This window comes from Lysobacter yangpyeongensis (assembly GCF_042655745.1).
GTDB lineage: Bacteria > Pseudomonadota > Gammaproteobacteria > Xanthomonadales > Xanthomonadaceae > Agrilutibacter > Agrilutibacter yangpyeongensis.
Genome location: NZ_JBHSNM010000001.1, coordinates 1431350 through 1457371, shown reverse-complemented (window position 1 = coordinate 1457371; position 26022 = coordinate 1431350). Strand labels below are relative to the sequence as shown.

At 68.8% G+C, this 26022-nt stretch carries 23 protein-coding genes; 10 read left to right on the top strand and 13 right to left on the bottom strand.

Annotated elements, in window-relative coordinates; translation table 11 throughout:
• The first annotated feature begins 103 nt into the window (after positions 1-103).
• Positions 104-2413, top strand: coding sequence for a DUF5916 domain-containing protein (locus ACFPN1_RS06280; RefSeq protein WP_386753864.1), 2310 nt, complete (start codon positions 104-106; stop codon positions 2411-2413).
• Here ACFPN1_RS06280 and ACFPN1_RS06275 read toward each other — a convergent pair whose 3' ends face one another.
• The 8 genes from ACFPN1_RS06275 to fusA all read right to left on the bottom strand — a co-directional run bounded on the left by ACFPN1_RS06275 (position 2414) and on the right by fusA (position 9062).
• The gene (locus ACFPN1_RS06275; RefSeq protein ID WP_386753863.1) at positions 2414-2905 is read right to left on the bottom strand and encodes a putative toxin-antitoxin system toxin component, PIN family; all 492 of its coding nucleotides are present in this window, start codon (positions 2903-2905) and stop codon (positions 2414-2416) included.
• Positions 2902-3723 (bottom strand): hypothetical protein, encoded by an 822-nt coding sequence (locus tag ACFPN1_RS06270; RefSeq protein WP_386753862.1) that lies wholly within the window; start codon positions 3721-3723, stop codon positions 2902-2904. Before ACFPN1_RS06270 ends, ACFPN1_RS06275 begins: the two co-directional genes overlap by 4 nt.
• Positions 3720-4367, bottom strand: a complete 648-nt coding sequence (locus tag ACFPN1_RS06265; RefSeq protein WP_386753861.1) for a Cif family virulence factor — start codon at positions 4365-4367, stop codon at positions 3720-3722. The genes ACFPN1_RS06270 and ACFPN1_RS06265 overlap by 4 nt, the downstream gene beginning before the upstream one ends.
• Before the next feature lie 10 nt (positions 4368-4377).
• A complete protein-coding gene (locus ACFPN1_RS06260; protein WP_386753859.1) occupies positions 4378-4953 on the bottom strand; it encodes a DUF1439 domain-containing protein in 576 nt (191 codons plus the stop codon).
• Between the two features lie 76 nt (positions 4954-5029).
• Entirely contained in the window at positions 5030-5443 is a 414-nt protein-coding gene (locus ACFPN1_RS06255) for a hypothetical protein (protein WP_386753858.1), read from the bottom strand.
• 391 nt (positions 5444-5834) lie between these two features.
• Complete coding sequence (locus ACFPN1_RS06250) at positions 5835-6485, bottom strand: LysE family translocator (RefSeq protein ID WP_386753857.1); 651 nt, start codon at positions 6483-6485, stop codon at positions 5835-5837.
• Between the two features lie 166 nt (positions 6486-6651).
• The gene (locus tag ACFPN1_RS06245; protein ID WP_386753856.1) at positions 6652-6780 is read right to left on the bottom strand and encodes a hypothetical protein; all 129 of its coding nucleotides are present in this window, start codon (positions 6778-6780) and stop codon (positions 6652-6654) included.
• 233 nt (positions 6781-7013) lie between these two features.
• Positions 7014-9062, bottom strand: a complete 2049-nt coding sequence (gene fusA / locus ACFPN1_RS06240) for an elongation factor G (protein ID WP_386753855.1) — start codon at positions 9060-9062, stop codon at positions 7014-7016.
• 1009 nt (positions 9063-10071) lie between these two features.
• Between fusA and ACFPN1_RS06235 the strand changes: the two genes are divergently transcribed.
• From ACFPN1_RS06235 to ACFPN1_RS06225, 3 genes are all read left to right on the top strand, one after another.
• The gene (locus ACFPN1_RS06235; protein WP_386753854.1) at positions 10072-10509 is read left to right on the top strand and encodes an OsmC family protein; all 438 of its coding nucleotides are present in this window, start codon (positions 10072-10074) and stop codon (positions 10507-10509) included.
• A gap of 7 nt (positions 10510-10516) precedes the next feature.
• Complete coding sequence (locus ACFPN1_RS06230) at positions 10517-11203, top strand: alpha/beta fold hydrolase (protein ID WP_386753853.1); 687 nt, start codon at positions 10517-10519, stop codon at positions 11201-11203.
• 92 nt (positions 11204-11295) lie between these two features.
• Positions 11296-12009: a glycine zipper 2TM domain-containing protein gene (locus tag ACFPN1_RS06225; protein WP_386753851.1), complete on the top strand. Its 714-nt coding sequence runs from the start codon at positions 11296-11298 to the stop codon at positions 12007-12009.
• A gap of 278 nt (positions 12010-12287) precedes the next feature.
• Here ACFPN1_RS06225 and ACFPN1_RS06220 read toward each other — a convergent pair whose 3' ends face one another.
• Together ACFPN1_RS06220 and ACFPN1_RS06215 are read right to left on the bottom strand one after the other, a co-directional pair.
• Positions 12288-13085 carry an SDR family oxidoreductase gene (locus ACFPN1_RS06220; RefSeq protein ID WP_386753850.1) on the bottom strand — a complete coding sequence of 266 codons (798 nt, stop codon included), beginning with the start codon at positions 13083-13085 and terminating at the stop codon, positions 12288-12290.
• A gap of 78 nt (positions 13086-13163) precedes the next feature.
• Positions 13164-14048 (bottom strand): PhzF family phenazine biosynthesis protein, encoded by an 885-nt coding sequence (locus ACFPN1_RS06215; protein ID WP_386753848.1) that lies wholly within the window; start codon positions 14046-14048, stop codon positions 13164-13166.
• Between the two features lie 169 nt (positions 14049-14217).
• Between ACFPN1_RS06215 and ACFPN1_RS06210 the strand changes: the two genes are divergently transcribed.
• The 4 genes from ACFPN1_RS06210 (at position 14218) to ACFPN1_RS06195 (ending at position 20606) form a co-directional block, all read left to right on the top strand.
• Positions 14218-16803: a bifunctional aspartate kinase/diaminopimelate decarboxylase gene (locus tag ACFPN1_RS06210; RefSeq protein ID WP_386753846.1), complete on the top strand. Its 2586-nt coding sequence runs from the start codon at positions 14218-14220 to the stop codon at positions 16801-16803.
• Between the two features lie 72 nt (positions 16804-16875).
• Positions 16876-18237: a UDP-N-acetyl-alpha-D-muramoyl-L-alanyl-L-glutamate epimerase gene (gene murL / locus ACFPN1_RS06205; protein WP_386753845.1), complete on the top strand. Its 1362-nt coding sequence runs from the start codon at positions 16876-16878 to the stop codon at positions 18235-18237.
• A gap of 1 nt (position 18238) precedes the next feature.
• Positions 18239-19636, top strand: coding sequence for a UDP-N-acetylmuramoyl-L-alanine--D-glutamate ligase (murD, locus tag ACFPN1_RS06200; protein WP_386754059.1), 1398 nt, complete (start codon positions 18239-18241; stop codon positions 19634-19636).
• Positions 19637-19826: 190 nt separating this feature from the next.
• The gene (locus ACFPN1_RS06195; protein ID WP_386753843.1) at positions 19827-20606 is read left to right on the top strand and encodes a dienelactone hydrolase family protein; all 780 of its coding nucleotides are present in this window, start codon (positions 19827-19829) and stop codon (positions 20604-20606) included.
• 367 nt (positions 20607-20973) lie between these two features.
• Here ACFPN1_RS06195 and ACFPN1_RS06190 read toward each other — a convergent pair whose 3' ends face one another.
• Genes ACFPN1_RS06190 through ACFPN1_RS06180 form a run of 3 tightly spaced genes read right to left on the bottom strand, consistent with a single transcriptional unit; the run spans position 20974 to position 23952 of the window.
• Entirely contained in the window at positions 20974-21984 is a 1011-nt protein-coding gene (locus ACFPN1_RS06190; protein WP_386753841.1) for a polyprenyl synthetase family protein, read from the bottom strand.
• Between the two features lie 55 nt (positions 21985-22039).
• Positions 22040-22831, bottom strand: coding sequence for a LytR/AlgR family response regulator transcription factor (locus ACFPN1_RS06185; protein ID WP_386753839.1), 792 nt, complete (start codon positions 22829-22831; stop codon positions 22040-22042).
• A complete protein-coding gene (locus ACFPN1_RS06180; RefSeq protein ID WP_386753837.1) occupies positions 22828-23952 on the bottom strand; it encodes a sensor histidine kinase in 1125 nt (374 codons plus the stop codon). The genes ACFPN1_RS06185 and ACFPN1_RS06180 overlap by 4 nt, the downstream gene beginning before the upstream one ends.
• 365 nt (positions 23953-24317) lie before the next feature.
• On the opposite strand from ACFPN1_RS06180, the gene ACFPN1_RS06175 reads away from it, so the two are divergent.
• Positions 24318-25229 (top strand): helix-turn-helix transcriptional regulator, encoded by a 912-nt coding sequence (locus tag ACFPN1_RS06175; RefSeq protein ID WP_386753835.1) that lies wholly within the window; start codon positions 24318-24320, stop codon positions 25227-25229.
• A 244-nt stretch (positions 25230-25473) separates the two neighbouring features.
• On the top strand, positions 25474-25962 hold the full coding sequence (gene ssb / locus ACFPN1_RS06170; protein ID WP_386753833.1) for a single-stranded DNA-binding protein: 489 nt from the start codon (positions 25474-25476) through the stop codon (positions 25960-25962).
• The last annotated feature ends 60 nt before the right edge of the window (positions 25963-26022 follow it).

The window sequence follows — 26022 nt, the reverse complement described above, 5'->3', positions numbered from 1 at the left end:
CAGTCGGTAACGACCGGGGGCGGCCATACCCTGCCGGCCAGCCGGGCACGATCCGGCCCCGCGGCCGCCGAATGCGCCCGTGCCTCCCCACACCGGATCCCCCATGCGTGCAACGCTGACCACCGCCATCCTGGCCGCGCTCGCCGCGCCTCCCGCTTTCGCCGCCGTCGAGATCGACGGCCGCATCGACCCCGCCGAATGGCAGGGCGCGCAACACGTCACCGACTTCCGCCTGACCCAGCCGCTCTCGCGCGCGCCGGCGCCGCAGCCGACCGAGGCCTGGATCCTCGCTACCGAGAAGGGCCTGGCGATCGCCTTCCGCAACACGCAGGCCCCCGGCATCCCGCGCACACGCCAGCGCGCGCAGCGCGACCAGGGCGCGCAGGCCGACCGCGTCAATCTCTACGTCGACTTCGATGGCGATGGCCGCACCGGCTACAACTTCACCGTGCTGCTGTCGAACAGCATCATCGACACGACCATCACCAACGAGAACCAGTTCAACCCCGACTGGGACGGCGACTGGCGCCACGCGACCAGCGAGGACGAAGCCGGCTGGTCGGTGGAGATGCTGATTCCGTGGCATATCGCGCCGATGCGCGATGTCGACAACGGCACGCGCACGCTGGGCATCCAGCTCGATCGCGTGATCGGCGCGACCGGTGAGCGCGCCTCGTGGCCGGCGATAAGTTTCCAGGACACGCGCTTCCTCACCGCGCTCAACCGGGTGCAGGTGCCGGCGTACAGCCAGTCGCTGCTGGCGATCACGCCCTACGTCTCGGGCGTGTTCGACAACGTCGCCGGCAAGAGCGACTTCGACACCGGCGCGGACATCTTCTGGAAGCCCAACGGCAAGTTCCAGCTCAGTGCCACGCTCAATCCCGACTTCGGCCAGGTCGAGAGCGACCAGCTGGTGGTGAACTTCAGCGCGCAGGAGAGCTTCTTCAGCGACAAGCGGCCGTTCTTCACCGAGAACCAGAACTACTTCGACGTGCCGTTCGGCTCGACCAACAACAACAACCGCCTGATCTACACGCGCCGTGTCGGCGCGAACGCCGACGACGGCAGCGGCGCGGGCGACGTGACCGCGGCGGTGAAGGTCAACGGCAGCATGGGGCCGATGAACTACGGCGTGTTCGCTGCGACGGAGGCCGACGAGGCCGGTCGCGACTTCTACGCCGTGCGTACCTCGCACGATGCGGCGACGCACGGCATCGGCGCGATGGTCACGCGCGTGGACCGGCCCTGCTACGCGCAGGACGACCTCGGCGCGTGCCTGGAACGGCAGGCGAACGTGTACGAAGTCGACCATCGCTGGACGCCCACGCCGCAGTGGTCGATCCGCACCACGCTGGTGGGATCGGACGTAGACGGCATCGGCACCGACGCGTTCGGCCGCCCGGATGCGAACGAGTCCGGCAGCGACATGGGCGGACAGATGCGCATCGACTGGGACATGGGCGAAGGCTGGCGCCAGCAGCTGTACCTGCTGCACCTGGGCGACAAGCTGCAGCTCAACGACTTCGGCTTCCTCGAGCGCAACAACTTCAACTACGCGCGTTACGACCTGGGCAAGCGTTTCACCAACCTGCCCGAGACCTCGCAGTACAACGCGGCCGACTGGCACTGGGCGGTGTCGCGCCGCGTCAACGACCACGGCCTGCACATCGCCGATGCGTGGGCGGTCAACCGCAACGGCCAGCTGCGCGACGGCGGCAACGATTTCGGCGAGGTCGCGATGTGGACCTCGGGCCATGACGACCGCATCCTGCGCGGCAACGGCGTGGTCAACCTGCCGGCCAAGTACTTCCTGTTCTACGAGCGCAACCGTCCGCGCCAGGGCGACGGCCACTGGGAGTTCTACGGCAACGCGCGCTGGACCTCCGAAGGCCTGGACACGCCGGCCAAGAGCCAGCTGCAGCTCGACCTGGAGCCGACCTACCACGTCAACGACCGGCTGCGGTTCTTCACCGCGTGGTACTTCGAGCACAACCAGGACTGGCTGCTGTGGCGCGGCGGCAACCTGCTGGGCAGCTACGAAGAGAACATGATCCTGCTCAACGCCGGCAGCGTGTTCCTGATCAACGACAAACAGGAACTGCGCGTGCGCCTGGAAGCGATCGGCCTGGACGCGAAGCAGGGCCGGGCGTATCGCGTGGCCGCCAATGGCGAACCGGTGCCGTCCGCCGAAGCCATTCCCGACGTCGGCCTGCGCAACCTCGGTTTCCAGGTGCGTTACCGCTACGAACTGGCGCCACTGTCGTATCTCTACATCGCTTACGTGCGCGGCGGTTCGTTCTTCGAGGAACTCGAAGGCGGAGGCTTCCGCGCCCGCGACGAATTCACCGATGCCTTCAGCCTGCGCGACAGCGAGCAGTTGCTGGTGAAGCTGTCCTACCGCTTCGAGCTGTGATCACGCGCTGGCGGATCGGGCCGCCAGCCAGGCTTCGGGGGGCAGAATTTCGAACAACCCGTCGCGACGCGTGCGCCGCGCCAGCGACAGCAGGTGCGCGTCGCGGCTGAGCAGCCAGCGCGCACCGGCGCGCAGGGCGAGGTCAAGGAACTTCTGGTCGTCGGGATCGCGGCAACGCGGTGCCTGCAGCGCGTTGGCGGGCAGTTCTGCATCGGGCGCGAGCCGCTGCAGCACCGCGTCGTAACGCGCCAGCGCGGCGGCGCGTGCGGCTTCGTCCAGCCGCAGCACCGGATACGGCAGCACGCGGCGCCATTCCTCGCGACACGCGTCGTCGGTGACGGCGATGACTGCGCCGTCGCGCAGCGCCATGTGCAGCGATGTGCAGCGTGGATCGTCGAAGACGAACAGATCGAGGCAGACGTTGGTATCCAGCACGAGCCGCGGCGGCCCGGGCAACGGAACTTCGCCGGGGTCGGACACGGGCGCGGTCACAGATCGTCTTCGCCCGGGAAGCTCACCCACAGTTCGCCGACCGCGAGCGTCTCGCCCTGTCGCGGCCAGCGCGGGTCGTCGCTGCGGAAGCTCCCGTCGCCGATCGGGTAGTCGTCGTCTGCGCTCGCGGCCTCGGGATCGCGCGGGACCAGGCGCCAGCTGCGCATCACCGGCCCTTCGCGTTGCGCGGCCAGCGCGCCGCCGTGCAGGTCCTGCACGATGCCGCCGTAATCCCAGCCCAGTCCGCTGAAGGTGATCGGTTGTCCGTTGCGCCGGACCAGTTCCGCGAGCGGGGTGCCGATCGCGATGCCGTCGTCCATGCGCCACTGCGACGTCGTTTCCGCGATGCGCACCTGGGCCAGGCCGCGCAACGCGCTGGCGTCCTGGAAGTACAGGTAGGCGCGCCGCTCCGGATCGTCGGGGAAGAGGATCACGCCGCGCGCGGTTTCGCCCTCGGCGCCGGGGACCTCGCCGATCTGCACGTTGGCATCGCCGAATTGCCGGCGCAGCGTGTCGGGCGTGCTGTCGGGCGCGAAGACGCCGGGCAGGATCAGGGCAGCGGAGGGCGCGGCGGTTCTGTCCGCGGGCGCGGGTGTAGTGGTCGGTGCCGGGCCTGATTGCGGCGCCGACGATGCCACCGGGGCCGGCGACGGAGACGCCGGCGCCGCCGTGCGCTCGCGATTGCAGCCCGCCAGCAGCAGGCAGGCGATTAGCACGGTGGCGATGGGCCTGCCGGCAACCGGCATGAAGTGGCGTGCGATGCGACTGCGCACGCGTGGCAGGGGACGCAGCGATCCCGATGCCGTCGCCGCACTCACGGCGTGACTTCGCGCAGGTCCGCCGAGCCGATGCGCCACTGGCGCTGCTCGGGCGTGGCGCCGTCGACCACGGCGCGGCGCAGGGTGTAGCGGCCGCTGAAACGCTGCTGGCTGCCGTCGCGATGCGTAGCCGTAATCGTCACCGGGATATCGAGGTAGCGCGAACCCGCGGCGGCGCCGATGGTTCCGGGTGCCTGCATTTCCACCGACACGCCGGTGGTATCGGCGAAGCCGGCTGCGAACTGCTGCGGCGTCTGCCCGCTGGCGCGGCCGCCGTCCGACCACAGCGCATACGCGCGGGCGAAATCGCCGCTGTTGATCGCCGCGTAGTAGTCGCGCACCACGGCGATGGCGTCTTCGACGCCGGGTTCGCCGGCGACCGCGGTACTGGCGTCAGGCGTTTCCGGCAGCAGCGGATTGCCGTCTTCGTCCACCGGCACCTCCGGCGCTGCGGTCTCGGGCGGCCCGACGGGACCCGGGCCCGGCCGGTCCGGCATGCCGGTCACGCCACCGCTCGTGCCCGCGGGCGCGGGGAGCTGTTCGACCTGGCCCTGGTCGGTGGCCGCGTGCCGGGCTTCCTTGTCGCCGCAGGCGCCGAGCAGGAGGGTGGAGAGCAGCAGCGTGGCGGTGAGGAGCTTGCGCATGGATGGCCTGTCAGTTGTCGCCGAGGTGCACCACGACCTGGCCGTCCTCGATGTCGGTGCGGCCGATGCGGCGCGCGCCCAGGCGGTCGAGGAGGCTGTTGTCGAAGCGGTAGATGGGTTCGTCGCGCGCGTAATCCGCCAGCCAGAGGTTGAGCAGGCCGCGCGCCGAGGTGTTCATCATGCCGCCGAGCGCGGGCACGTTCACCTGTTCGATCGCCGGATCCTGCAGGTGCAGGCCGCGCGTGGTCGGGTCGTAGCGCACCGCGCTGGTCAGCGCGAAGTGGCCATTGGGCCGGCTGCTGTCGCTGCCGAGCGCGCCCAGACCGAGATCGAAGTCCAGGCGCAGGCGGTTGCTGCCCGATGGGATCGACAGGCGCGGATTGATCAGCGTCATCGACACCAGTCCGCCGAGCCGGTCGTAGTGCTTCGGAAAATTGCGGTCCAGCGCGTGCTGCAGTTGCGGCTGGGTGAAGTTCAGCTGGTTGCCGAGCAGGGCGCTGACGGCGCCGAGCGTCGAGCAGCCGGCGAGGGCGAAAGTCGTGCCGAGCAGGAAGGCGGCAGCGAGGAAGCGGCGGCGCGGGTTCATCGTTCGTATCCGTGTGTTGCGGTCGATGGCCGGACGATACCCGCGCCGCTTTGCATTGCGGGTGAACTGCGCGGCGTCAGGCCCGACGCGGATTGAGGTATGCCACCAGCACGCCGAGCAGGATCATGCGCACGCTGTCGAACAGCAGCTGCTTGTGCACGATGGCGGCGGGCATGTTGGTGACGACCCAGTAGATGAGGAACTGCGGGATAACCGTGAGGAAGGCGACGGCGATGCCGAAGCGGATGCCCTGTGCGAGAGTCGCGCCGGTGCCGATGCCCTGGCGGTAGATCCAGGTCATCGCGAAGCCGGTGCAGACGTCGGCCACCAGCATCCAGTGCATCATGCCGTTGGCTTCTTCCTGCGATCGCATGACCGAGCCGACCAGCGTGTTGTAGTCGTCGGCCAGCAGCAGGCCGTGGACGAAGAAGCCGAGCAGCGCGGTGGCGATGGTCATCACCACGCCGGAAATCCAGAAACGCTTGTCCATGACTGACCCCCTTGGGTGTGCGGACGGTTCGTGACGAAGTTCGGGAGGAACCGGGTCGGCAGGTGGGGGCTGGCGACGGCGGGATGCTAGCGCGATGGGGTGGGGAAAGGAGCAGCTCGCTGCGCTCGCCCCCTCATCCGCCTTCGGCACCTTCTCCCCGCGGGGCGGGGAGAAGGGGGCGTAGCGCGATTGCGTTTGTGGCCGCGGGAGCAGCAGCCGCTCTTCTCCCCGCTTGCGGGGAGAAGATGCCCGCAGGGCAGATGAGGGGGAGCGAGCGCAGCGAGCTGCCGTTGCTCTTGTCCTTTCGCGACCAAAAGCGAGAAGCAGCTCGCTCCGCTCGCCCCCTCATCCGCCTTCGGCACATGCATCCCGCCCGCAGCGAATCCGGAAATCACCCGCGCTGCTGCAGCGCCAGACGCAGACCCAGGCCGATGAAGAACGTACCCAGCGCGCGCTGGCGCCACAGGGCGAAACGACCGCCGCCGCGCAGTCGGCGGCCGAAGCGGCCGATCATGACGCTCAGGAACGCGCTGTTGCTGAAGCCGATCACCGACAGCAGCGCGCCCAGGACGAGGAACTGCAGCCACACCAGGCCGCGTTCGGGATGCACGAACTGCGGCAGGAAGGCGAGGAAGAACAGCGCGACTTTCGGATTGAGCACGCCGGTCACCACCGAGCGCCAGTACACGGGCTCGTTCGCGGCCGATGCCGGTGCGGGCGCGGGATGCAGTTCGTCGCCGGGCGATGCGCTGCCGCTGCGCCAGGCCTTGATGCCCAGCCAGACCAGGTAGAAGGCGCCGGCGTACTTGAGCACCTCGAAGGCCAGCGCCGATGTCGCCAGCACCGCCGAGAGCCCCAGTCCGGCCGCGAGTGCATGGATCAGCGTCGCGGTCTCCAGCCCCAGTCCCGCCCGCAATCCGCGCGCGGTACCGCCGGCCACGGTCTGCGCCACGATCCAGGCCGTACCCGGGCCCGGAATGATCACCAGCACCACCGCGGCGGCGAGGTAGGCAAGCAGGGTCGGAAGGTCGAAGAGGTGCATGCGCGGATTATCGGTCCGCGATGCGGTGACGGTGCCAAGTGCGGTCCGGAACGGTGCGTGCGCCGGCCGGAACGGCGTGGCCGGTGGGGCGAACTACGTACCCGCGCCGGTCGGGCGGCGCGGGTACTCCCCGTGGACAGTGGCGCGAAGGTTCTGGGGCGGGGCCTTACCCGAGCAGGCCCAGGCTGTTGCCCATCACCGCCCAGACGACCGCCGCGAGCAGGGCGGCGCCGAGCATGCTGCGCGCCAGGCGTTCGGCGCGATCGTTGGAGCGGGTTGGCTTTCCGGCGTTCATCGAGATAACCCCCCTGTGGGCGGGGCGATGAAACGCCTGTCGTGCAGTGGCTTCTGCGATCCGGATCACAGGCCCGCGCGGGCCGCCCGGCGACTTTCGTGCTTGGTGGAAGCCGTCGCACTTTCACGGCTTGCCTTGTCGCAGTCAGCAAGGCAGGACGCGCGCGGGCGGGTCGCGGAACGGCATCCGGACCTGTGACGCAGGCCCGGATGCGCGCGGCTGTTCGGTCCCCTTCAGTCCTCTTCGGGCCTGGGCTTGTAGGCCTCGACCAGCTTCTGCTGCACCTGCGGCGGGACCGGCTCGTAATGGCTGAAGTCCAGCGAATAACGGCCACGGCCCGCCGTCACCGACTTCAGTTCCGCCGCGTAACCCTCCAGTTCCGACAGCGGCACCTGCGCTTTCACCACGATCTCGTTGCCGCGCAGCGAGTCGGTGCCGTTGATGCGTGCGCGCTTGCTGGCCAGCCCGCCGCTGATGTCGCCCATGTGCTGCTCGGGCGCGCTGACTTCGAGGTCGACGATGGGTTCGAGCACCTGCGGCCGCGCCTTGCTGATCGCATCGAGGAAGGCCTTCTTGCCCGCCGCGACGAACGCGACTTCCTTGCTGTCGACGCTGTGGTGCTTGCCGTCATAGACGATCACGCGCACGTCCTGCATCGGATAACCCGCCACCGCGCCGTGGCTGAGCACCTGGCGCACGCCTTTCTCCACCGCGGGCATGAACTGCCCCGGGATCGTGCCGCCCTTCACCTCGTCGACGAACTCGAAGCCGCCGCCGCGCGGCAGGGGTTCGATGCGCAGGAACACCTCGCCGAACTGGCCCGCGCCGCCGGTCTGTTTCTTGTGGCGGTGGTGGCCTTCGGCCTTGCCGCTGACCGTCTCGCGGTAGGCGATGCGCGGCGGGCGCGATTTCACTTCCACGCCGTGCTTTTCCTTGAGGCGATCGAGGTTGACGCGCAGGTGCAGGTCGGAGAGCCCGCGGATCACGGTCTCGTTGGTTTCGGCCTCGTGCTCGACGGTGAAGCAGGGATCTTCCTCGGCGAGCTTGTGCAACGCGGTCGACAGTTTCTGCTCCTGGCCCTTGTGCGCGGCTTCCACCGCGAGGCCGAACATCGGCCTGGGGAATTCCAGCGGTTCCAGATGGATCTGGTCCTCGTCGTGGCTGTCGTGCAGCACCGCATCGAAATGCAGTTCTTCGACCTTGGCGACCGCGGCGATGTCGCCCGGCACGGCCTGGTCGATCTCGATGTGGTCCTTGCCCTTGAGCTTGAACAGGTGGCCGACCTTGAACGGCTTCTTGCCGTCGTCGACGAACAGCTGCGTGTCCTTCTTCACCGTGCCCTGGTAGACGCGGAAGATGCCGAGCTTGCCGACGAAGGGATCGTTGACGACCTTGAAGACGTCGGCGATGACGTGTTTGCCGGGATCCGGCGCGGCCTCGATCGGTTCCGCGCCGTGGCCGTTGAGCTTGTGGAACGGCGGCGGGTTCGCCTCGGCCGGATTGGGGAACAGGCGCTCGGCGATGTCGAGCAGCTCGGTGATGCCCACGCCGCTGCGCGCGGAGCAGAACAGCACGGGGACGAGGTGGCCTTCGCGCAGGCATTGCTCGAAGGCGTCGTGCAGCTCCTGCCCGGACAGTCCGCCTTCGCCGAGGTCGAGGTAGTGCTCCATCACCGTCTCGTTGATCTCGACCACCTGGTCGATGATCTTCTGGTGCCAGTCGGCGACGGGTCCGAGGTCGCTGTCGCCGCTCGTGCTGGTGAAGCAGTCGATGACCGCCTTGCCGCCGTCGGTGGGCAGGTTCAGCGGCAGGCATTCGTTGCCGAAGGTGTCGCGCAGTTCCTCGAGCACGCGCGCGCTGTCCGCGTCGGCGTGGTCGATCTTGTTGACGACGAGCACGCGGCACAGGTTGCGCGTCCTGGCGTACTCCATCATCCGGCGCGTGCCGTATTCGACGCCGCTGTCGGCGTCCACGACTATCGCGACGGTTTCCACGGCCGCGAGCGCGGACAGCGCAGGGCCGCGGAAGTCGGGGTAACCGGGGGTGTCGATCAGGTTGACGTGGATGCCCCCGTGATCCGTGCTGGCGATGCCGACGTCGAGGGAATGGCCGCGTTGCTTTTCGATGGGGTCGAAGTCGGAGACGGTGCTGCCGCGTTCGACGGTGCCTGCTGTCTGGATGGCGCCGCCGGCGTGCAGCAGGGCTTCGAAAAGCGTCGTCTTGCCGGCGGCGGGGTGGCCTGCCAGGGCCACGTTGCGGATGTCATGTGTGCTGTAGGACATGAGGCCGTTTCTCCCAGTCTCGGGTTGGGCGTGTTGCCCAATAGAAAGGCCGTCATGGCTGTCCGCGTCGGAAGCGCAGCCTTCCGAGCGAGCGCTCGGCGGGGGCGGTCATGGCGGGGTGCCGGCGGAAGCCGGGAGGCAACCTTCCCGCCGTTTGGGGGGGCGGGTCAAGCGGTGGGGTGTGAGGGAATGTCTTGTTCTTGATTCTCCCCGGGGCGGACCAGGTTCCGTGCAGTGCAGAACTCACATGCGTCGGGGCTTTTGCTGTTGCTCTTGTTTTTTTGCGGGGCCCCGTTGCGTAGCGGCAGGCGGGACGGATCAGACCCCGCAGGGGCGCGCGACAGGACGTCGCGCGCTTTTCGACACGACAGGGATGTCGTGTCGAAAAGTCCCGGCCCGCCTGCGGACCCGTTGCGCGCAGCGCGACGGGCGCGTAGCTCCGGGGTGCCCTTTCTTTTGGTTAGCTTTTCTTTGGGCAAGCAAAGAAAAGTAACTCGCCCCGCAGGGGCGAAAGCCTTTGCTCTTCTTGCTGTTGCTGTTGCTTTGTTCGCTCCTGTCGAAGCCAGATCCAAAGCCCAAAACAGCCAGGGCCAGGAGCAAAGGCTTCCGCCCTTGCGGGCGGGTCACTTTCTCTTGCTTGCCCAAGAGAAAGTAACCAAAGAGAAGGGCACCCGGGGCTCCGCGCCCGTCGCGCTCCGCGCGCCGGGTCCGTGGACGGGCCGGGGTTTTTCGACAGGACATCCCTGTCCTGTCGAAAAACGCGCGGCATCCATGCCGCGCGCCCTGCGGGCCTGATCCGTCCCGTCCACCGCTGCGCCACGGGACCCGGAACGGCAACAGCAACGTCAACAGCAACGTCAACAGCAACGTCAACAGCAACGGCAAACACAACGGAAACGGAAACGGAAACGGCAACGGCAACGGCAACGGCAACGGCCAGAGCCGATGCCACCAGAAACCTAACGCCCCCGGCGCTACCCTGTCCGCCCCTCACGACGGAGCAACGGACATGGCCTTCAAGCGCTACGCGGATGCGGTCTGGCAAGGCGACCTGCAAGCCGGCAAGGGCAGCATGAGCACGCCGCAGAGCGGTCTGTTCGCCAACCAGAACTACTCGTTCAAGACCCGCTTCGGCGACGAGAAGGGCACCAATCCCGAAGAACTGCTCGCCGCGGCCCACGCCGGCTGCTTCTCGATGGCGCTGTCGTCCGTGCTCGGCAAGTCCGGCTTCACTCCGGAAAAGATCGAAACCCGCGCCGAAGTGACGATGGATCCCGGCATGGATCCGGGACCCACGGTCACCGGCGTCAACCTCATCGTCAATGCGAAGGTGCCCGGCATCAGTGCGGAACAGTTCCAGCAGATCGCCGATGCGGCGAAAGCCGGGTGCGTGATCTCGCGTGCGCTGGCCGTGCCGGTGACGCTGTCGGCGACGCTGCAGGGCTGAGCGACGCGTGCCGGTGCGGATTCGGCACGCGCTCCTGCTGCATGGCGCAGGAGGCGGCGGCTGGGAATGGAACCTCTGGCGCGAAGTGCTGCAGGCCGCCGGCATTGGCGTCACGGCACCGGACCTGGCGCCGTGCAACGCCGGACTGGCGACCACCACGCTGGCGGATTATCAGCAGCAGGCACGCGCGGCGTTGCTCGCGCTGCCACGACCGCGAGTCCTCATCGGCGCAAGTCTCGGTGGCCTGCTCGCGATGCGCTGCGCCGACGACGCAGATGCGCTGGTGCTGGTGAATCCGCTGCCGCCGCTGCCCTGGGCGGCGCAACTCGCCGCGCGTGAATGGCCGCCGGTGGTGCCCTGGCATCGCGATGCGCGGCTGGCCTCGACGCGGCGCGCCTTGCCGGATGCGGATGACGCGACCGCCTGGTTCGCCTTCGCGCGCTGGCGCGACGAATCCGGCGAAGTGCTGCGCGCCGCGCACGCGGGCATCGAAGTGACGCGGCCGGCGTGCCCGGTGCTGTGCATCGTGTCGCGGGAGGACGAAGACGTGCCGCCCGAACTCACACAGGCGCTCGCCGCCGACTGGCGCGTCGACCTGTTGCATGCCGATACGCCCAGTCACGTCGGCCCCTTGCTGGGACGCGGCGCGGCGGCGCTGGCGGAACGGGTCGCGGCCTGGCTGTCGGCCAGGTAAACCGTCGCGTCGGAGACGGCTGGATTCAGGCTGTATTGCCGGCGCCGTACCCACGATCCGCCACGCCATTCCGGCGTTGCGGAGTCCCGACCATGAAGCGTCTGTTCGTTTCCACCCTGGCCCTGTGCATGGCGGCCACGTCCGGGTTCGCCTCCGCGCAGACGTACCGCAACTCGCCGGACTACAACGGTGACCACCGCCCGTACTACGGCCAGGACGCGAACGTGCGCTACGACTATGCGCGCGTGGTTCGCGTCGATCCGGTGTTCGACTCGCGGTATGGCTCGTCGTATCCGACCTCGCAGTCGCAGCGCTGCTACCAGCGCGACACCTACGTGCGCGGCGACGACTACAACAACGACGGCTACCGCGACGACGGCTATTACCGCAACGATCGCGACGGCTACTACGACCAGTACGGCAACTACCACCGCCGCAGCGGCGGCACGCAGGCCGGTGCGACGGTCGCGACCGTGGTGGGCGGCATCATCGGCGCGGCCGTCGGCAGCCAGGTCGGCGGCGGCAGCGCGCGCTACGCCACGTCCGCCATCGGTTCGATGGTCGGCGGCATGGCCGGCCGGCAGGTCTACGAACAGAACCAGCGCCAGCGCGACCGCGTCGGCCGCGTGACCGTATGCGATCCGGTGCCGGCGAACGGCGGCTACTACAGCAGCGATCGTTACGACGACCGCTCCGTGAACGCGTACGACGTGACCTACGAATACGCCGGTCACCAGTACACCACGCGCACGAACTATCACCCCGGCGACCGCATCCGCGTGCGGGTGGATGTGCGGGCGGAGTGATCGGACAGGGGGTTGGGAAGGGGCCTTCGGGCCCCTTCTTTTTTCCCTCGCCCCGCTAGCCGGGGAGAGGGACCGCGTCGCGAAGCGACGCAGGGTGAGGGGACGTGTCGCGAAAGCAGCGGCAAAGCCAAAAGACGCCCCTCATCTGCCCCCCGATTAAAGCATTCGGGGGCAGGCTCTTCGGGCATCTTCTCCCCGCAAGCGGGGAGAAGAGGAGATCAACGGGTTCCGTGCAGGGCGAAGAAAAAGCCCGGAACGACGTCGCGCGCTCGAAGCGATCAATTGACCTTCAACCGCCGAGCAAACGCCGTATACCAGCGCAACGGCAGGAAGCGCTTGAACAGCACCGCGACGCGCTCGATCCCGGCGATGGTCACCTCGTAGCGATCGGCTTCCACCGCGCGCCAGATCTTCTCCGCGCACACCATCGGATCCATGCCGCCGTCGATGTCGTGGTCCGACTTGCCGTAGGGCCGGCCATCGGGACCCAGCGCGTTCACCGACACGTTGGTGCGGACGAAGCCCGGGCAGGCGAGGGTGAACTTCACGCCCCGGTGGCCCAGTTCGATGCGCGCGCTGTCGAAGAAGCCATGCAGCGCATGCTTCGCCGCGGCATAGCCGGTGCGCCGCGCCATCGCGATGGTGCCGAACACCGAGCTCACCACCACGACGTGGCCGCTGCCGCGCTCCACCCACGCCGGCGCCAGCGCCTTGGTCAGCGCGATCGGTGCGAACAGGTCGATCTCCATCAGCTGACGGTAGGCCGCCATGCCCGTATCCAGCATCGAAGTGCGCTGGGAAATGCCGGCGTTGTTGACCAGCACGTCGATGGGGCCGAAGAACGCCGCCGCCTGTGCGGCCAGCGCGTCGGCATCGCCGAAGTCGGAGAGGTCCACGGGCAGGATGGCGACGTCCTGCGGGCGCGGGCAGGCCTGGCGCACGCGTTCGAGTTCGGCTTCGCGCCGGGAGGACAGCACCAGCCGGGCGCCGCGACGGGCGGCGAGTTTCGCCAGCGCTTCGCCGATGCCGCTGGAGGCGCCGGTGATCCAGACGACTTTCCGGGCGAGGTGGGTCATGGAGGATGTCGCTCTGAAAGCATCGTTGTTTGCCATCGTCGGCCGCTGATGCGGCAAGGAGCGCGCGGCTGCTTCCTGTTATTCGCGGGCGGACCAGTCGATCTCGCCCTTCACCACGTCGCACACGCGACCGCCGGACCAGACCTCGCCGTCGGCATCGACATGCAGGTCGATGATCGCGTCGTGGCCGACCTCGCGGCCCTGGCTGATGCGGTAGCGGCCGTCGCGGCTAGGCAGGGCATCGCGCGACGCGAGCCAGGCGGCCAGCGTCGCGTTGGCGGCGCCCGAAGCGGCGTCCTCGAACCGCGCCGGCGCACCGACGAAGGCGCGCACGGCGTAGTAGTAGACGGGGTCGGCGCTGCGTGCATACACGAACAGCCCCATCGTCTCGGTCGCCTGGGCCAGGGCCTCGATCGCGTCCCAGCGGGGCGTGGCGGCGCGCAGCGCGGCTTCGTCGGCGACTTCGGCCAGCCACCAGCGGCGGCCGCCGTCCATCAGCACGGGCGGCAGTGCGCCCAGGGGGAGGCCCTGCAGGGCAGGCGCCAGCCGGGGATCCTCGGCCGACGCCACTTCCACGACCCGCGCCCGCGGCGTGCGGACGGCGATCGTGCGCTTGCGGCCTTCGCCGACGACCTGCAGCGGCAGCACGCCGGCAATGCCCTCCTGGTAGAGGAAACCGTCCCGCGGCGTGGCCAGGCCGGCTTCCAGCACGGCGTGCGCGGTGCCGACGCTGGGGTGGCCGGCGAAGGGCACTTCGCGGCGCGGGCTGAACATGCGGATGCGATAGCTGGCGCCCGGCTGCGTGGGCGGGAAGACGAAGGTCGTTTCCGGCAGGCGCGTCCATCTGGCGATCGCCTGCATGTCGGCGTCGTCCAGGCCGTCGGCATCGAGTACCACCGCCAACGGGTTGCCGTCGCCGGGATGGCCGGCGAAGACGTCGAGCTGCAGATAACGACGTTTCATTTGTGGGATTTTTCGCTGGATCGGGCGGGGGAGGGGCGGGTCGCTTCGACTAGAATTGCGCCTTCCGTGCGCGCGCTTCCGGTTTGCGACCAGCCCCTGGATTCTAGTGGGCCGCGGCGTGGCGCGGACATTTCCCTTCCTCATCACCTCGTTCGAAGGACACACATCAGTGACAGCGGGAGCGCATCCCTGGGTAGTACTCAAGTTCGGCGGAACCTCCGTGTCGCGCCGCAACCGTTGGGACACCATCGGACGCCTCGCTTCCAAACGCATGGCCGAGGACGGCGCGCGCGTGCTGGTGGTGGTCTCCGCGCTGTCGGGGGTGACCAACGAGCTGCAGGCGATCGCGAATGGTGACGATGTCGTCGCGCGCATCGCCGCCCTGGTCGAGCGTCATCGTGCTTTCTGCGCCGAACTCGATCTCGACGCCGACGCCGTGCTCGGCGAACGCCTCGCGACGCTGCAGGCGCTGGGCACCGATCCGCGCGCGGCGCAGCGCACGCTGGACTGGCAGGCCGACGTGCTTGCGCAGGGCGAACTGCTGTCGTCGACGCTGGGCGCGGCTTACCTGCGCACGCAGGGCCACGACTTCGGCTGGTGCGATGCGCGGCAGTGGCTCGATGCGGTGTCGCTGCCGAACGCCAGCGCGTGGGCGCAGCGGCTGTCGGTGAACTGCCGCCACAACGGCGATACGGGTTTCGCCGAGCGCTTCGCGCAGCAGGCCGCGCCGATGCTGCTGACGCAGGGGTTCATCGCGCGCCACGGCGACGGCGGCACGGCGATCCTCGGCCGCGGCGGTTCCGATACTTCGGCCGCCTACTTCGGCGCGCTGCTCAAGGCGAAGCGGGTCGAGATCTGGACCGACGTGCCCGGCATGTTCACCGCGAACCCGCGCGACGTGCCAGACGCGCGCCTGCTGACGCGCCTGGATTACGCCGAGGCGCAGGAAATCGCCACGACGGGCGCGAAGGTGTTGCATCCGCGTTCCATTGCGCCGTGCCGCGATGCGGGCGTGCCGATGGCCATCCTCGACACCGAGCGCTTCGACCTGCCCGGCACGCGCATCGACGCGTCGGCGGCGACGGTGCCGGGCGTGAAGGCGATCAGCCGCCGCAACGGCATCGTCCTGGTGTCGATGGAAAGCATCGGCATGTGGCAGCAGGTGGGCTTCCTCGCCGACGTGTTCGAGCGCTTCAAGCGCCACGGTCTGTCGGTCGACCTGATCGGTTCGTCGGAGACCAACGTCACGGTGTCGCTGGATCCCAGCGAGAACCTGGTGAATTCCAACGTGCTCGAAGCGCTGAGCGCGGACCTGGCGGAAGTGTGCCGGGTGAAGGTGATCGCGCCGTGTGCGGCCATCACCCTGGTCGGGCGCGGCATGCGCTCGCTGCTGCACAAGCTGTCGGACATCTGGGCGACCTTCGGCCGCGAACGCGTGCACCTGATTTCGCAGTCGTCGAACGATCTCAACCTCACCTTCGTCATCGACGAAGCCGATGCCGACGGCATGCTGCCGCAATTGCACGCGGAGCTGATCCGCAGCGGTGCCATGCCGGTACTCGATGCGGCGGTGTTCGGCCCGAGCTGGCGCGAGATCGCACACGGCAAGGCGGTGCGCGCGACGCAGTGGTGGGAAGGCGCGCGCGATGTCTTGCTGCAGTACGCGCAGGCGGGCACGCCGCGCTACGTATACGATCTGGCTACCGTGCGCGACCGCGCGCGCAACCTGCTGGCGGTGCCGGCGATCGACCGCTGCTTCTACGCGATCAAGGCGAACCCGCATCCGGCGATCCTGCGCACGCTCGTGCAGGAAGGCCTCGGCTTGGAATGCGTGTCGCAGGCCGAGCTCGACCACGTCTTCGCCACGCTGCCGGAGCTGTCGCCGCAGCGCGTGCTGTTCACGCCCAGCTTCGCGCCGCGCCGCGAGTACGAGGCGGCGTTCGCGCGCGGCGTCACCGTCACGCTGGACAACGTGGAGGCGCTGCAGCGCTGGCCGGAGACGTTCCGCGGCCGCACGCTGTGGCTGCGCCTGGATCTCGGCCACGGCGAAGGTCACCACGAGAAGGTGAAGACCGGCGGTGTCGCGGCGAAGTTCGGCCTGCCGATCGCGCGCTTCGATGCCTTCGTCGACGAGGCGCGCAGGCTCGATGTCCGCATCAGCGGCCTGCATGCGCACCTGGGCAGCGGCATCGAGGATCCGCGCCACTGGCGCGGCGTGTACGCGGAACTGGCCGGGCTCGCCGACAACGTCGGCACCATCGAGACCATCGATATCGGCGGTGGCTTGCCGATTCCGTACACGCCCGATGCGCAGGACTTCGATCTGGCGGCCTGGCGCACGGGGCTGGACGAGATCAAGTCGGCCTATCCGCGCTACGGGCTGGTGATCGAGCCGGGCCGCTATCTCGTCGCCGAGGCCGGCGTGCTGCTGCTTGCCGTCACCCAGGTGGTGGAAAAGGACGGCGTGCGCCGCATCGGTTGCGACGCCGGCATGAACGCACTGGTGCGCCCGGCGATGTACGAGGCGTACCACGGCATCCACAACCTCACGCGCTTCGGCGACGGCGCGACGGCCGCGTTCGATGTGGTGGGCCCGATCTGCGAAAGCGGCGACGTGCTCGGACGCAGCCGCCTGCTGCCGGAGGCGACGGGCGAGGGCGACGTGCTCCTGGTGGCCGATGCCGGCGCCTACGGCATGGCGATGGCGAATACGTACAACCTGCGGGCGTTGCCTGCGGAAGCAGTCATCGCGTAGGGCGGGTCTCGACCCGCCGTGACGCAACCGGAATAACGAAATGGCGGAGAGACCCGCCCTACGGATTCAAAAATGAGTGAGTGGAAATTCCAACGCGACGCCATCAATGCCTTCCGCTTCGTGCGCTGCACGTTCGATGCGGATACCGGCGTCGCGCAGCTGGTGTATGCCTTCGACGACGGTCCCGAGCTGATCGAGACGATCACGGTGCCGGGTGCGCCGTTCGTGCTCGAAGGCGAGCGCGCGGGCGCCGCGCAGCAGGCCCTGCGCCTGCTGCACCTGATCGCCGGCGTGAGTTACTACAAGGCCGCGGTGCCCCCGGAAATCCGCATCGATTCGTACGCGATCGACGCGGATACCGCCGCGATGCTGGAAACGATCTACGTCAACGGCCTGGGCGAGTTCGCCTACCGCAACGGGCTGAACCTGCACGGCAGGATTCGCTTCCCGCACGAAGCCGTGAACCGTCCCGCCGCGCCGGCGCTGGGCCTGCGCGAGCACGCGCTGGTCGCCATCGGCGGCGGCAAGGATTCGCTGGTCAGCATCGAGGCGCTGCGCGCGGCCGGCATAGGGCAGACGGTCACCTGGATCGGCGGTTCGCAGCTGATCCGCGCCTGCGCCGAGCGCACCGACCTGCCGACGCTGAACCTCGGCCGCGCGCTGGCGCCGCAGCTGTTCGACTTCAACCGGGAAGGCGCCTGGAACGGCCACATCCCGGTGACCGTGCTCAATTCCGCGATCATGGTGTTCGCGGCGGTGCTGCTGGGCGTGGACCAGGTGGTGTTCTCCAACGAGCGTTCGGCCAGCTACGGCAGCTTCATCGAGGGCACCGGCGAGGTGAACCACCAGTGGTCGAAGGGCTGGGAGTGCGAGCGGCTGTTCGGCGACTACGTGCAGCGCGAGATCGCCGCCGACCTGCATTACTACTCACTGCTGCGTCCGTTGAGCGAACTGGCCGTCGCGCGGCAGTTCGCGAAGACCGATCGCTACGACGCGCACTTCTCCAGCTGCAACCGCAACTTCCACATCCTCGGCGAGCGTCCGGCCAACCGCTGGTGCGGCGTGTGCCCGAAGTGCCACTTCGTGTTCCTCGCGCTGGCGCCGTTCATGCCCAAGCCGCGGCTGGTCGGCATCTTCGGCCGCAACCTGCTCGACGATCCGGGGCAGACCGCCGGTTACGACGCGTTGCTCGAATACCAGGACCACAAGCCGTTCGAATGCGTCGGCGAAGGCCGCGAATCGCGCGCGGCGATGGCGGCGCTGGGCGACCGGCCGGAGTGGCGCGAGGACGCGCTGGTCGAACGCTTCGCGCGCGAGATCCGTCCGCAACTGGACGAGGCGGAACTGCGCATCGAGCCGCTGCTGGTGATCGACGACGAGCACCGCATTCCGGCCGGACTCTGGGAGCGCCTGCGTGCCCGGTTCGCGGCTTGATATCGCGCGCCTGCAGGGCCGCCGTGTCGCGCTCTGGGGCTGGGGCCGCGAAGGCCGCGCGGCCTATCGCGCGATCCGCGAACACCTGCCGCACCTGCCGCTGACGCTGTTCTGCAGCGACGGCGAAGCCGCGGAGGTGCGGGCGGCGGGCGATCCCTTGCTCGAGGTGGAAACCGCGGCCGACGCCGTGCGCCTGGGCGCCTTCGATGTCGTGGTGAAGTCGCCGGGCATCAGTCCGTACAAGCCCGAAGCGATGGCGGCCGCGCGGCAGGGCACGCGTTTCGTCGGCGGCACGGCGTTGTGGTTCGCGGCGCACGCCGATGCGGCGGGCGTTGCCGGCAACGTGGTGTGCGTGACCGGCACCAAGGGCAAGAGCACGACGACGTCGTTGCTTGCGCATCTGTTGCGCGCGGGCGGGCACGCGACGGCGCTGGCCGGCAACATCGGCCTGCCGCTGCTGGAAGTGCTCGATCCGCAACCCGCGCCCGAGTACTGGGCCATCGAACTGTCGAGCTACCAGACCGGCGACGTCGCCGCGAGCGGGGTGCGACCGCAGGTCGCCGTCGCGCTGAACGTGTTTCCCGAGCACCTGGACTGGCACGGCTCGCACGAACGTTACGTCGCCGACAAGCTGCGCCTGCTGGGCGAAGGCCGGCCGCGCATCGCCGTGCTCAATGCCAACGATCCGATCCTGTCCGCGCTGCACCTGCCCGAGAGCGAGGTGCGCTGGTTTGGCGGCCGCGACGGCTGGCACCTGCGCGAGGACGCGCTGTACCGCGGCGACCGTTTCGTGATGGACACCCTGGCCCTGCCGCTGCCCGGCAGGCACAACCGCGGCAACCTGTGCGCGGTGCTCACGGCAATCGAAGCGCTCGGTCTCGACGCGGCCGCGCTGGCGCCGCATGCCGCCACGTTCCGGCCGCTGCCCAATCGCCTGCAGACCCTCGGCGCGCGCGGCGGCCTCACCTACGTCAACGATTCGATCAGCACGACACCGCACGCGAGCCTCGCGGCGCTGGACGTGTTCCGCGGGCGCCGCGTGGCGCTGCTCGTGGGCGGACATGATCGCGGCCTGCCGTGGGACGAGTTCGCCGCCGCGATGCGCACCTGCGCGCCGCTGGCGATCATCACCATGGGCCAGAACGGCCCGTGCATCCACGCGCTGCTCGCGCCGCTCGCCGCCGAATGCGGCTTCGTGCTGGGCGCCGCGGCCGATCTTGCCGACGCGATGCGGCAGGCGTCGGACGCGCTGGCCGGCGACGGCGTGGTGCTGCTTTCGCCCGGGGCGCCGAGCTTCGGCGCGTACCGCGATTACGTCGCGCGGGGACGCCACTTCGCCGAACTCGCCGGCTTCGATCCCGACAGCATCAGCGCCATTCCGGGGCTCGGCGTCGGCTGATCGCGGGATCGCGTGGCCCGGGTAAGCGCGGCGCGCTCCGGGGCGCTTCTCCGATCCCGCATCGCCGGAAATCGCATCGCATCGCGCCAACGTTCGTCATGGGGGGAGTGGCCTGCGGTGGCACCATCGCGGCTTCACGCCGCAGCAACCCGTGCGGCCTACGCTTTCGCGACACTCCGGAGAAAACGCCATGCGCCGTCTCGCCGCTGCAGCCGTGTTGATGCTGTCCGCCATGCCCGCATTCGCCGCCATGCAGGCCAAGCCGGTGGAATGGAAGATCGGCACGCAGGCCTTCGCCGGCTACGTCGTCTACGACGATGCGGCGAAGGCGAAGTTGCCGGGGCTGGTGATGGTCCCCAACTGGATGGGCGTCAATGCCGGAGCCATCGCAAAGGCCAAGCGCATCGCCGGCAGCAAGTACGTGATCCTGCTGACGGACGTGTACGGAAAGGGCGTCAACCCGAAGGACCACCAGGAGGCGATGAAGGCGCTGCAATCCGCGTATGCCGCGCCGGAAGGCCTGGCTGCGCGCGTCGCCAGGGCGGTGGAGGTGCTGAAACAGCAGGACAAGGTGCCGCTGGATACGGGACGGATCGGCGCGATCGGCTTCTGCTTCGGCGGCGGCGCGGTGCTCGATCTCGCGCGCAGCGGCGCGGACGTGGCCGGCGTGGTCAGCTTCCACGGCAGCCTCAAGGCGTCGGCGAAGCCGGGGCCCGAGGGCATCCGGGCCAGCGTGCTCGTCCTCAACGGTGCCGACGACGCCAACGTGTCAGCGGACGATCGCAGCAACTTCGTGAAGCAGATGAACGAGGCGAAGGCGGACTGGCAGTTCGTCGACTTCGGCGGCACGGTGCACTGCTTCACCGAGCCGGAAGAAGCCAGCGACAACTGCCGCTACAACGAACGCTCGGCGACGCGCGCGTTCCGCATGATGGATGACTTCTTTGCGGAGAGGTTCGCGGCGGAGTAGTCGTCGTCATCGCGACACGTCCCCTCACCCTGCGTCGCTGTCGCGACGCTGTTCCCACTCGCTCTGCCCCCGGCCCTTGCGCACGGCGCAAGGGCGTTCAGTCGGACATGCGCCAGTGGCGCATAGGCGTCCGCCTTCACCCCGCAAGCGGGGCGAGGGAGGTGCGCCGAGCTCCTGGGTTCTCTTCTCCCCGCTTGCGGGGAGAAGAGGCCCGGAGGGCAGATGAGGGGCGGCGAGCGCAAGCGAGTTGCTTTAGCTTTCCTGGCAATCAGGGGTAAAAGCACCGCCAGCTTCTCTGGTGGCACTGTCCTTCCCATAACGGCCTGTCGGCCTGCTTTGACCTCTTCCCAAAACGGAAAGAGGCGGCTCAGTGATCCCGACTGACCGCGTACCGCGCCAGCCCGCGCAATGCGGCGGTGTAGTCGTTGTCGGCAAGTCCGTCGAGCGCGCGCTCGGCGGCGTCCGCGTAATCGAAGGCGCGACGGCGGCTGTATTCCAGGCCACCGGTGTTGTGGATCGCCTGCAGCACGTCGGGCAACGCATCGGTATCGCCGTGCTCGATCGCATGACGCAAACGCCCGCGCGTATCCGCATCGCCGTGCAGCATCGCGTGGATCAGCGGCAGTGTCGCCTTGCCTTCGGCGAGGTCGTCGCCAAGGTTCTTGCCCAGCGTTTCCGCGTCGGAGGCGTAATCGAGTACGTCGTCGGCGATCTGGAAGGCGTAGCCCAGGTTCATGCCGTAGTCGTGCAGCGCGTCGCAGGTCGCGGCGTCGGCGCCCGCCAGCAACGCGCCCAGGCGCGTTGCCGCCGCGAACAGCACCGCGGTCTTGCGCTCGATCACGCGCAGGTAGGCCGCTTCGTCCGTGTCCGGGTTGCGCACGTGCAGCAGTTGCAGCACTTCGCCCTCGGCGATGCGGTTGGTGGTGTCGGCGAGGATGCGCATGACTTCCATGCGGTCGAGTTCGACCATCAGCTGGAAGCTGCGCGAATACAGGAAGTCGCCGACCAGCACGCTGGCGGCGTTGCCCCACACCGCATTGGCGGTCCTGCGGCCACGGCGCAGATCGGATTCGTCGACGACGTCGTCGTGGAGCAGGGTGGCGGTGTGGATGAACTCGACCACCGCGGCGAGCTGGTGCGCATCGGCGCCACGATGTCCAAGCGCACCCGCGGCGAGCAGCAGCAGCATCGGCCGCAGACGCTTGCCGCCGGCGCCGACGATGTACTCGGCGACCTGGTTGATCAGCACCACGTCGGACGCGAGGCGGCGGCGTATCAGCGCATCGACCGCCGCCATGTCCTCGCGGGCGAGGGCCTGGATGGTGGCGAGGTCGGGAAGCGGCAGGGGGGCGGGGCGCGGGGCGGAATCGGCGTGCATAGCCGGCGATTATACGGGCCGCTCCACGGGCCGCTGCCGCGCGGCCGCCGCGGATTCAGCGCCAGCGCCGCGCGTTGACGAGCTTGAGCACGGTTTCGACGTAGTTGGGGCCGATCGCGTAGTCGGCACCGGAGGCCAGCGTCAGCGACAGCCCCTTCGGGCCGCGCCGATGCAGGCTCGCGACCTGGCGCAGGTTGACGATGGTCGAACGGTGCACGCGCAGGTGCACGGCGGGATCCAGGCGCGCCGCCAGCGAGCTGATGGTTTCCTTGAGCAGGTGCGACTTGCCGCCGGCGTGCAGCAGCACGTAATCGCCTTCGGCGGTGATCGCCTCGATGTTCTCCGCGGCGATGCGGACGATGCCGTCGCGCGTGCGCACCCAGAACTCGCGTTCGTACACCAGCCCGCTCTCGGGCGTGCCGGAGGCGCGCAGGCTCGCGATCAGCTGCTGCAGTTCGGCGAAGCGGACTTCGGCAGCGCGCGCTTCCAGCCGGCTGCGCGCCAGGCGCACCGCTTCGCGGAAGCGCTCGAACGACACCGGCTTGAGCAGGTAGTCCACCGCATGCACTTCGAACGCGCGCACCGCGTGCTCCTGGTAGGCGGTGACGAAGATGATCTCGGGCAGGTGCTCGCCGGGCTTGAGCTCGGCGATCGCGGCGAAGCCGTCCTTGACCGGCATCTGGATGTCGAGCACCGCGATGTCGGGCTTGAGTTCGCGGATGAGCGCCAGTGCTTCCTTGCCGTTGCGCGCCTTGGCGACGAGTTCCGCGTCGGGAATGCCCGCAACGGCGAGTTCGAGGCGATCCAGCGCGATGGGCTCGTCGTCGGCGAGGAGGATCCGGATCACGCAGCGGGTTCCAGCACCATGTCTTCCTGCCACGGCACGCGGATCACGCTGCGCCAGCCGTGCTCGAGCGGAGCGCTCTCGAGCCGCCCTTCGTCGCCGTACAGCGCGGCCAGCCGCTGGCGTGCATTGGACAGGCCGATGCCGAGTCCGCTCCCGGCGCTGCCGTGTGCGCTGCCACCGTCGTCCTCCACGCTCAACACCAGCTGGCCGTGTTCCTCGCGCGCGGCGATCGCGATCTCGACGGGGCGATCGGAGCCACCCAGCCCGTATTTCAGCGCGTTCTCGACCAGCGGCAGCAGGATCAGGCTCGGGACCATCGCCTGCATGCACGACGACGGCACGTCCCAGGTGACCTTCAGCCGGTCGGAGAAGCGCGCGGCTTCGATCTCCAGGTACTGCCGCAGCATGCCGATCTCGTCGGCGAGCGTGGTCAGCTGCGAGGGCGTGCGCGAGAGCGTGTAACGCAGGAAGCGCGACAGGCTCAGCACCATCTTCTCGGACTCGCTGGTGCGGCCGAGGACGATCAGGCCGGCCAGCGTGTTGAGCGTGTTGAACAGGAAATGCGGATTGACCTGCAGCCGCAGCGCGAGCAGCTGCGCCTGCTGCGCGGCGTTGGTCGCGGCAGCGAGCTGCTGGTCGCGCCGGCGCACTTCGGCGTTGTTGCGCGCGGCGGCGTACAGCGCGCACCAGGCGAAGAAGTTCCACTGGTAGGCCTTGTAGGTCTCGCCCAGTTCCATGCCCGACATCCAGCGATCCGGGTACATCGCGTAGTAGTCGGTGAAGTAGCGGAACACGTATTCCCCCGACCAGGTGAGCAGCAGGGATGCGGGGAAGCTCAATGCGAGCGCATAGCCCAGCAGGCGCCACGGATGGTTGCTGCCGGCCTTCTTCAGCACCACGTGGATCGCGAGGCACAGGACGATGCCGATCGTGCTGGCGACCGTGCGCGCGACCAGGCTGCCCGGCTCGATCCAGGTATCGCCCGGCATCAGGCTGAGGAAGGTGCGCATGGCGTAGTGCATCGCCCAGACCGCCAGGGTCAGCGCGAACATCGTGCGGTCGAGCGGATCGAGCCGGCGCAACACGGGGACCGCCTGCAGGAAGTTGCGTGAACTGGTCATTGCGGCCGATGTGCTCCGCGATCGCGTCGTTGCGATCGTGTCGGGCGTGTGGTGTACCCGTCGCGGACGCGCGATGCAAGCGGGGCGGCGGCCGTCGCAGCGGCAGTGGTGGTGCAGCGGGCATGGCCCGCGCGGCAGGTCTCCGCGCGGTGCCGGCTGCGGACAGGCGCCCGGTCGGAGGACGCCGGCCATTTCGTCGCCGCAAAAGGCGGTTTCGTCGATTTTTTCGCGGCTCGTCGCCACTGCCGGGCAACTGGACGAATACCTCGCGCATCCGGATCGGAGTGGCGCTACAACGAACCTCGCCAGTCCCGTCCATGCGTATCGCCAGCGATCGTCAGGTCCGCCCGCCCCAGGAGCTCGCCATGCCCGACACCTTCGTCACCATGCACGACGCCCCCCGACTCTCCCCCTACGCGACGGGGCTCGTGACCTTGCCGGTGCGCTACGCGGCCGTCTGCCGCTCCGAGCGGGTGCGCGCGCCCGCGCCGATGCTGTCGTTCTGGTTGCAGGTGCGCGGCACGGCCCAGGTCAATGCCGCCGAAGGCGCCTTCACCCTCCGCCCGGGCGAGTGGATCGCACTGGAACGCGGCTCGATGCCCGAGGTGCAGGCGGACGAGCACGGGCTCACGCTCGGCGTGATGCTGACCGCGGACGTGATGCACGGCGCGCTCGATCCGACCGATCGCGGTTTGCTGGTCGGGCGCGGCTGCGTGTCCCCGCATGACCGCCGCATCGCCCTGCGGCTGTGGCGGCAGGGCGCGTCGGTGCCGCAGGACGCCGGAGCGGGGGCGACGATGCGCGCGCTGAAGCCGTTGCTGAAGCACTGGCAGGCGGCGCAGGACTCGCTTGCCGAAATGATCGAGCGCTGCCCGGGGCGGTCGTTCCACCGCAAGACGCGGATCTTCTCGCGCGTGCAGAAGGCGCGGCTGTGCCTGGAAGGCAACCCGCAACGCATGCTCCGGATCGAGGACCTGATGGAGCTCACCCGCTTCTCCAGCTGGTGGCTGTCCAAGACCTTCCATGCGGTCTATCAGGAAACGCTGCAGAAGGCCTCGATGCGGCTGCGGATGCAGCGGGCCAGGCAGTTGCTGCAGGACAGCCAGCTGTCGATCACGGAACTGGCGGAGGCCTGCGGCTTCCACGATCCGTGCAGCTTCGCCCGCCAGTTCAAGGCCTGGCATGGCGAGACCGCCTCGTCCTGGCGGGCCCGCCACCAGCCGGGCGCGATGGCGACGGAGTCCGGCGACTCCGGGCCGATGAGCGCGGCCCGCTAGGGCCTGCCGACCCTCGAATTTCGCGGTGATCCGCTGCCGGCCCCTGCGGCCGGCGGCCCGGTTGCGCGTGCCGGTTCAGGCAAAGTCTGACCGACGGGAGCGCCGTGCCCTGATGGTTCCGGGGCCGCGGATATACTGTGATCGCATCTGTCGCCGCGACGGCCGTCCGGCCGGGCGATCGACCCGTCTTCCTCCCGCCGGGCCTCCGCGCGGGATTCCCATTTCAAAAAGGACCACACACTCCATGGCTCGTGGCATCAACAAGGTCATCCTGGTCGGCAACCTGGGCAACGACCCCGAAACCAAGTACACCCAGGGTGGCATGGCCATCACCACGCTGAGCCTGGCGACCACCTCGGTCCGCAAGGACCGCGACGGCAACACGCAGGAAAAGACCGAATGGCACCGCGTCAAGCTGTTCGGCAAGCTGGGCGAGATCGCCGGCGAATACCTGCGCAAGGGCCGGCAGGTCTACATCGAAGGCCGCATCGAATACGGCTCGTACGAGAAGGACGGGGTCAAGCACTACACCACCGACATCGTTGCCGACGACATGCAGATGCTGGGCGGCGGCGGTGCCGAAGGCGGCGCCCCGCGTCGTGAATTCGGGGGCGAATCCCAGCGCTCGCAGCGGCCCTCGCAATCCCAGGGCGGCGCGCCGCGGCGCGAACCGGCGCCGGCCAAGTCGAACGATTTCGGCGCCGACTTCGCGGACGACGACATCCCGTTCTGACGGCCCGGTGCCGCGGGCACCCGGCCGAACCTGATGGCGGAAGAGAGAAGGCGGTTTCGC